The 7,874-nt window shown below is 53.0% G+C and carries 7 protein-coding genes and 1 pseudogene; 7 read left to right on the forward strand and 1 reads right to left on the reverse strand.

The annotated features are described in order from the left end of the window. Together JU82_RS09065 and hypF are read left to right on the forward strand one after the other, a co-directional pair. Window positions 1–1,770, forward strand: a pseudogene (locus JU82_RS09065) (hypothetical protein); the annotation flags it as partial. Then, window positions 1,742–4,006, forward strand: a complete 2,265-nt coding sequence (gene hypF, locus JU82_RS09070) for a carbamoyltransferase HypF (RefSeq protein ID WP_037949625.1) — start codon at window positions 1,742–1,744, stop codon at window positions 4,004–4,006. The pseudogene JU82_RS09065 and the gene hypF, both read left to right, overlap by 29 nt. On the opposite strand, the gene JU82_RS09075 is transcribed toward hypF, so the two are convergent. Further along, window positions 4,003–4,722 carry a transposase gene (locus JU82_RS09075; protein WP_294892716.1) on the reverse strand — a complete coding sequence of 240 codons (720 nt, stop codon included), beginning with the start codon at window positions 4,720–4,722 and terminating at the stop codon, window positions 4,003–4,005. The genes hypF and JU82_RS09075 overlap by 4 nt on opposite strands. 83 nt (window positions 4,723–4,805) lie before the next feature. Between JU82_RS09075 and JU82_RS09080 the strand changes: the two genes are divergently transcribed. From JU82_RS09080 to JU82_RS09100, 5 genes are all read left to right on the forward strand, one after another. Beyond that, the gene (locus JU82_RS09080) at window positions 4,806–5,447 is read left to right on the forward strand and encodes a hypothetical protein (RefSeq protein WP_037949627.1); all 642 of its coding nucleotides are present in this window, start codon (window positions 4,806–4,808) and stop codon (window positions 5,445–5,447) included. A gap of 19 nt (window positions 5,448–5,466) precedes the next feature. After that, window positions 5,467–6,231 (forward strand): hydrogenase nickel incorporation protein HypB, encoded by a 765-nt coding sequence (gene hypB / locus JU82_RS09085; RefSeq protein ID WP_037949630.1) that lies wholly within the window; start codon window positions 5,467–5,469, stop codon window positions 6,229–6,231. Window position 6,232: 1 nt separating this feature from the next. Further along, window positions 6,233–6,523, forward strand: coding sequence for a HypC/HybG/HupF family hydrogenase formation chaperone (locus JU82_RS09090; protein ID WP_037949632.1), 291 nt, complete (start codon window positions 6,233–6,235; stop codon window positions 6,521–6,523). A gap of 1 nt (window position 6,524) precedes the next feature. After that, complete coding sequence (gene hypD, locus JU82_RS09095; RefSeq protein WP_037949633.1) at window positions 6,525–7,643, forward strand: hydrogenase formation protein HypD; 1,119 nt, start codon at window positions 6,525–6,527, stop codon at window positions 7,641–7,643. Next, the coding region (locus JU82_RS09100; protein ID WP_037949635.1) for an AIR synthase related protein at window positions 7,640–7,874 on the forward strand (235 nt) is incomplete at its 3' end. The genes hypD and JU82_RS09100, both read left to right, overlap by 4 nt.

A 7,874-nucleotide genomic window follows, 5' to 3' on the forward strand; every position in this document is an offset into this window, starting at 1 on the left:
CAGGAGGCGTTTGACGCGATGGGGGAACTCCTCCCGGCATCGGTTTTTATGCGGGGGAGCAACCACCGTTTCGATGATTCTGTCATTGATGGCGTGCCCGAATTTTTGGATCGTCTGCCGCTGGGGATCGGGATGTGCCCCCGGTGTCAGAAAGAGATGTTCGATCCCGCTTCCCGCCGATATTATTATCCCTTTACCTCCTGTACGAATTGCGGCGGACAGTATGCGTTTTTCGAGCACTATCCGTACGTGCGGGAGAATACGGCATTGCGTTTTATTGAACCGTGTGCCGCGTGCCGCGAAGAGCTCTTGTCGAATCCGTTTCGTGTCGCTTACCCTCAAATCGGATGTCATGAATGCGCGCTCAGCGTCACGTTGTCCGAGGGGGATTCGGTACGGCATGCCGACAATGCGATGCGTTTTAAAACCCTTTTTGAAACGGCGGCCCAAGCAATTGTCGAGGGAAAAAAAGTACGTATCAAAACGACAATGGGAATACGGACGTTTTTCCGAACCGGCCGGTTTGGCGTTTCATCGACGGTTATGGCGATCAATGCGTCTAAAATCATGGCGCTTTTTTCCCTGATCGATGAGGAATTTAATGCGCTTTTATCGATCGAGAGGCCAATTTTGCATGTGGCGGTGAGAGACGAGACGTTAAAAGCCGAGGTAGGCGATACCGTGGATGTGCAATATCCCGATGAGGGATTCAGCCTCTTGCTCGGGCGCGAACTTCTCGAACGTGGAATCGATGCGGTCGCGTATGTCGAATCGGACGCCGAATCGGATGCCGATCTCAGTATCGATTACGATCTTGCAATCAATACCCAATCGCCGATGCGTCTGTTTCTCAACAAAGATGTCCGGTTCGTCGCACACGGAGAACGTGGGAGTTTTCCGGCGTACGTCGCGCCGGCGGCGGATGTGGCGAGTTTCGCCCACGCTCTGGCGGCAGTTCGCGAAGGGGATCGGATGTTGATCGACCGTCCGGAACATCTGGGGGGGACGACGACCTCGAAAGTCAACGCCCTTGCGGGGGAAAAACTCTCTTTCACCCACGGAAATCTACACTGGATCGATCAGGATACGGCATCCTTCATGGCGGTTTTGAGTGAACATTCCCTGCGGGGGAAAAGTGCGGTCTGCGCGTACTTCGACGAAACGATCACATTTTTGTACACCAAGGGGGAGCATATCACGCGGGTAATTCCCTCCGAGCCGTTTACGTCTGCAAACCTCATAGAGCGGATCGGATCGCTGCGGGAAGGATCGAACAGGCTGATAGAGAATCTCAAAAGCCGCCACCCGTCTTTGTATGCGGCGCTGGAGACGATCGAGGATTCATCGTGCGATTTGTTTGAAGCGGCTGCTGCGATTATGGAGCTCAAAGACCCCGGCATGAACGCGCTGGTAAAAGAGGCTCTGAAGTTCGTCGGAAAGGGAGGGCTTCAGATCGATACGAAACTGCGTGACAACCGCTTTGACACGATCGCTTTTCTGGCAAGCATCATCAGTTATAAAATCGCGGACGTTCCGACGAGTCTTCTGTGCTATTCCGTTTTCGAGTCGCTGGGAGATTATTTCAGTGATATACTTACTGAGCTCAAAAACCGTTCCAAAGCAGAGCACATCGTTTTGTGCGGTAGCGGTTTCGCCAATCAAAGTCTGTACAGCCGCGTTACGCGCAATCTGAAAAATACGCCGCCGGTTTTAGCGCGGAGTTTTCCGATCGGGAGGGAAAATGGGGTCGTCGGAGGGATCTATCTCTAAACGTCTTCTTATTACTGTCCGGGGCATCGTGCAGGGGGTAGGATTTCGTCCTTTCGTGTATCGGACGGCCAAACGGCACGGCGTCAAAGGGTTTGTGATCAACACCTCCGAAGGTGTATTGATCGATGCCGAAGGGAGCCGTCTGCGCGGCTTTATGGACGCGCTCCGAGACGATCTGCCTCCACAGGCGAGGATCGATTCGATCGATGCCGCCGAAAATTTGCCGATCGGATACGACGATTTTGAGATCCGTCAAAGCATCAGCACAGAAGCGGGAGCTGTCATCCCTCTTGACAGTGCTTTATGCCCTGCGTGCGAGCAGGAGATGCGCGATCCAAAGAACCGCCGATACCGTTATCCGTTTATCAACTGTACCGACTGCGGCCCGCGTTACACGATCATCCAAATTCCCCCGTACGACCGTGTACGCACCTCAATGAAACATTTTGCGATGTGCGATGCCTGTCGGGCTGAATACACCGATCCGCATTCACGCCGTTTCCATGCCGAACCGATTTCTTGTCCTAAGTGTGGTCCACAATTATCATTTTGGATGAGAGCAGATGAAAAAAGCCCGTTTATCGAAGCTGAAGGCGATCCGATCGCCGTGGCGGTTGAGATGCTCAAAGCCGGGAAAATTATCGCTCTCAAAGGGTTGGGAGGGTTTCATCTGATGTGCGATGCGACCTCCGAATCGGCCGTGCAGGAACTGCGCCTTCGCAAGCGCCGCCGCGCCAAACCGTTTGCCGTGATGTTCGGCTCGCTCGAGCAACTCGAATCGTGTGCACGGATAAACGATGGCGAAAGAACCCTTATTACCGGGACGCTCAAGCCGATCGTGATCGTCGATGCAAAGCCGCAAAACGACCTTGCCCCCTCCATCGCTCCGGGAATAGGGCGGATCGGAGTTTATCTGCCCTATACGCCGCTGCATCGTCTGATTTTTGACCGGATCGATCGTCCGCTTGTCGCGACCAGCGCCAATATCAGCGATGAACCGATCATCCTCCGCCGCGAAGAGATCATCAGTCGTTTGGGAAATATCGTCGACGGAATTTTGGATCATGACCGCAGCATCGTCAATGCTCTGGACGATGCGGTCGTACAGATTGCGGCGGGCAAAACGGTGATGTTGCGGATGGGGCGCGGATATGCCCCTTGCACATTGGCTCTGACCCGTCCGCTGGGAAAAGCCCTTTTGGCGGTCGGAGCACACCAAAAAAGCGCCGTGGCGCTGGGAACCCGATATAACCTCGTTCTCGGAGGACATGTCGGCGATCTTGGGAGCATCGAAGCCGATGAGTATTTCGAGCGCAGCGTTCATACGCTGGAACGCTTTTACGATTGCGATCCTGCGGTTATTATGCATGATGAACATCCGTTTTATTCATCAACAAGGTACGCGGCGGAGCGGAAAAAAACAAGGGTCGGCATTCAGCACCATTACGCGCACATACTGGCATGTATGGGCGAATACGGCCTTACCGAAAAGGTGCTCGGGTTTGCGTTTGACGGAACGGGTTACGGGGACAACGGCATGCTCTGGGGAGGAGAAGTGATCCTCGCCGATGCCCACGCGTATAAGCGCATCGGTTTTGTAAAGCCGTTTGCTCTTCTGGGGGGTGACAAAGCCATCAAAGAGCCGCGACGAATAGCGCTGTCGCTATTGTTTGAACGCTATACCATCGATGAGGTTCTGTCGATGGATATTCCGACGGTTGCGGCATTTTTGCCGCATGAGATTCGGCAACTTCACCACATGTGGGCCAAAAAACTGAATTCTCCTCTGAGCAGCTCGATGGGACGGTTGTTCGATGCCGTCGCTTCGCTTGGGGGATTTGTCCAGAGTCTTGATTATGAGGGGCAGGGGGGGCTTATCATGGAAGGGTATGTCGACGGATCGATTGCGGAGCCGTTTACGCTTGATTTGAGTGCAGAAGCGATCGATGTCGTCGCGATGATAGAGGAGATCGTCAGTCTTTCCTCCGAAAAAAATGCCAAACGTCTGATCGCCAGCCGTTTTATCGCAACCGTCGTACAGATCATTGCCGGGTTCAGCGAACGCTATCCGCAGCTGCCGATTGTGGCGGGGGGAGGAGTGTTTCAAAATCGCGCGCTGATGAGCCGATTGTATGATCGTTTCGGGTCGGGCCGTTTTTACGCCCAGCAGCGCACCCCGCTCAACGACGGAGGGATCGCCCTTGGGCAGGCGTGGTGGGGAATACACAACCTTTAATCTTTGGCCTCCAGCCACAGCCGGCGGAGTACGTCGTGACGTTCGGCTTCGGGATAGTTGAATTTGAATTCCGCCTCTTTGAGATAATAGATGAAATGCTCTGACTCGACGCCCCGATAACTCAGGATAAACGACTCGAAAAATCCCCAGAATTTTGTGATCTGATTGTTTTGTTTTTGAAGTTTGGCGATACGGTTGAGCCGGAGGAACTTCGTGAACTCCTGATAATAGGCGTCGTGCAGATTGTCTTCTAAAAACTGGTGCTTGTAGCGGTGCAATGAGGGCATCATGAGGGTGTATATCCAACCGCCGTAATCGAACGTGATGAAGTTGTGCGCATCGAAGATATGGCGTTGGTCATGCCGTTTCGCCGCCTCGAGGTAGATGTACTCTTCGTATTCTCCGATAGCCTCAGCGCGGTTTTGATAGCGCGTTTCCAGATGCTCGGTAATCAGCGTGCGCAAAAGGTCGTACCGTTTTTTGACCGTAATGTAATTGAGCCGCAAAGCCCGCGCCGCCGCGGATGCGCTCGCCCCGTCACAAAATGCGGTGATGACGGAAAGATCGGTCCGAATTTTTTGGAGACTGTATTTTTTTCGACACGATGGGCACTTGACCATTCCGTCGCTGAGACGATAGAGCCGGTGATGACAATAAACGCACTGTTCGATCGGTTCCATACCGATCATTGTAGCATCTATTAGTCCTAAAACCATATAAGAAATCCCCTTTTTTAGATTACTTTCATTCTAAAAAAATATAATATCTGAATAATGATTCATATTTAAGGAAACTAAAGATGGAAATAGGGGTGATGGTCATTTTTTGGTATGGGATTCTGCATGCGTTCGGGCCGGACCATTTGACGGCCATCGCCGACTTTTCGATCGGAAGGGATGCGAAGAAAACCTTTATGACCGTCAGCGCATTCGCAATCGGGCACGGATTGATGCTGTTTGCGTTTGCCAAAATGCTCGAACACGTCGCGATTCCCGAAAGCATCACGGCGTATGGCGACATTATCGCTTCGAGCGTCATCGTCTCGATCGGCATCTATCTGCTCTACATGGTCGCCCGGAACAAAATCCATCTGCGGTCTCATATCCATGACAACAAACGCCATGTTCACATCTGGTTCGGAGACGAACATGCGCACAACGAAGGCGTTAACGATACGTCGGCATTGGGCATCGGGATGCTGATGGGGATCGGCGGCGTGCGCGGCATGCTCGTGACGCTGGGGATGATGGAAGGCCAAAGCATCGATGCGACGATGATACTGGCCTTTATCGCCGGAGTGATGGTTGTCTTTATTGCCTTTGGTTGGGTAATATGGTGGGTCAACAAAGATATTCTGACCAATATCCGCAACGTACGCCGGGCGTTCGCGACCGTCGGGGCCGTCTCGATCATCGTCGGCGGCAATATGCTTTTAGCTTGATTTAGGAGAAACTGAAATAATGTGTAAAGACTGCGGCTGCTCGATCACCGATCACCATCACCACGATGAACACCATTCCCATGAACACCATCATGCGCATGAGAACCTTCACCACAACCCTCAACTCAACGATCCGAAAACGATTTCGGTCATTACAAAGATTTTGGATAAAAACGATCAGGAAGCGGGGCATAATCGGGAACATTTCGAATCGCACGGCGTTTTGGCCATCAACCTGATGAGCTCGCCCGGCAGCGGAAAAACCGCGCTGTTGGAGAAAATGGCCGATCTGGCCCAATTCAGATTCGGCGTGATCGAAGGGGATCTGGAAACGAGCCGTGACGCGGACCGGATCAAAGCCAAGGGGATAGCCGCCTATCAGATTCAAACGGGGAGTGCGTGCCATCTGGACGCGTTTATGGTGCACAAGGCGTTACACGAACTCCCGATCGCGGAGTTGGATGTCTGTTTTATCGAAAACGTCGGCAATCTCGTCTGTCCGGCGAGCTACGATGTGGGGGCGCATTTGAACATCGTTCTCGTCTCGGTTCCGGAAGGGGAAGACAAGATCGAAAAATATCCGGTCATGTTTCGCACCGCCGATTTGATTTTGATCACCAAATGCGATCTGCTCCCTTATTTCGATTTTGAGGCGGATCGCGCCAAAGAGACGGCACGCCGTCTCAAACCGGGAGTCGATATTCTCGAAGTTTCCACCAAAGACGATGAAAGCATCCGTCAAGTCATCCGATGGATCGAGTTTAAAAAAAGCATGAGGAATTGACATGTGTCTCTCCATCCCTTCAAAAGTGGTGAAAATCGACCCCGAAACCAACACCGCCACCGTCGATACGATGGGGGTTCAGCGCACCGCCGGGCTGGATCTGATGGAAGAGGATTCGATAAAGGTAGGGGATTACGTCCTGCTGCACATCGGCTTCATCATGAACAAGATCGATGAAGAGGACGCCCTCGAATCGCTGAGGGTCTACAAAGAGATACTGGATGTAATGGACGAGCAAGAGCGCCTTGCCGCCATCGAAGAGGCCGAGAACTGTCCGAACGGCGGAGTCTGAGATGGGATTGGAACTCAAAAACCTCTACGATGATTTCCGTAACGCCGATACGATCAAAGCGTATGCCAAGATCATTGCCGAGGATGCCAAAAAGCTCACACATCCGATCAACATCATGGAGGTGTGCGGCGGGCATACCCACACGATCATGAAATACGGCATTTTGCAGTTGTTGCCCCAGAACATCCGCTTCGTCCACGGTCCGGGATGTCCGGTATGCATCATGCCCAAAGAACGGATCGACCACGCCTATGTTCTGAGCATGCAAGACAACGTCATCTTGGTAACGCTGGGTGACATGATCAAAGTCCCCGGCAGCAACGGAAGCCTCCAAGACGCCCGGAGCAAGGGTGCGGATGTCCGTTTCGTCTATTCGCCGCTGGATTGTCTCAAAATCGCCCAAGAGAATCCCGACAAAACGGTGATCTTCTTCGCCATCGGATTTGAGACGACGACCCCGATGACCGCTGCGCTGCTCGATACGGTGATTCGGCAAAACATCCCCAACATCCTCCTGCACGTCAACCATGTCACGGTACCCGCACCGATGCGCGCATTGATCAGCGACGAGGCGTGCATCATCGATGCGTTTTTGGGACCTTCACACGTCAGCGTCATCAGTGGCAGTAAAATCTACGAGGAGTTCCCGCGAGATTGGGGCAAACCCGTCGTCGTGAGCGGATTCGAGCCGGTGGACGTCATGCAATCGATCAGCATGATCGTCAAGCAGTTCATCGAGGGACGATGCCTTCTAGAGGTGGAGTACAAACGCGCCGTGACGCGCGAGGGGAACCTCAAAGCCCAAGCGATGGTGGACAAATATTTCCAACAAGTCGATTTTCGCTGGCGCGGTCTAGGTGATATACCCCAAAGCGGGATGGGGCTGCGAAGCGAGTACGATCGCTACAATGCCGAAAAAATTTACGATGCCGTGCTCCCCAAAGAGGAGATTGACGATCACAAACTCTGCATCTGCGGCGACATCCTAAAAGGCAAAGCCTCCCCGCCGCAGTGTTCCATCTTCGGCACCGCGTGTAAACCGACCAGCCCTGTGGGAAGTTGTATGGTCAGCTCCGAGGGGGCGTGCGCCGCCTATTACAAATACGGGAATCTGGTATGACAAAAACGATTACGTTAGCCCAAGGCAACGGCGGCGGAGAGAACAACGACCTGATCAAAAAGGTCTTTTATAAAGCCTTTAAAAACGAGATACTGGAGCGGAGCGAAGACGCGGCGGTGATCGGAAAGTGGGCAATGACGACGGACAGCTTTACGGTGAGTCCGCTGTTTTTTGCAGGGGCGGACATCGGCAAGCTTGCCGTGTGTGGGACGTGTAACGATCTGGCCATGA

Origin of the sequence: Sulfuricurvum sp. MLSB (genome assembly GCF_000747095.1) — a bacterium.
Taxonomy (GTDB): Bacteria; Campylobacterota; Campylobacteria; order Campylobacterales; family Sulfurimonadaceae; genus Sulfuricurvum.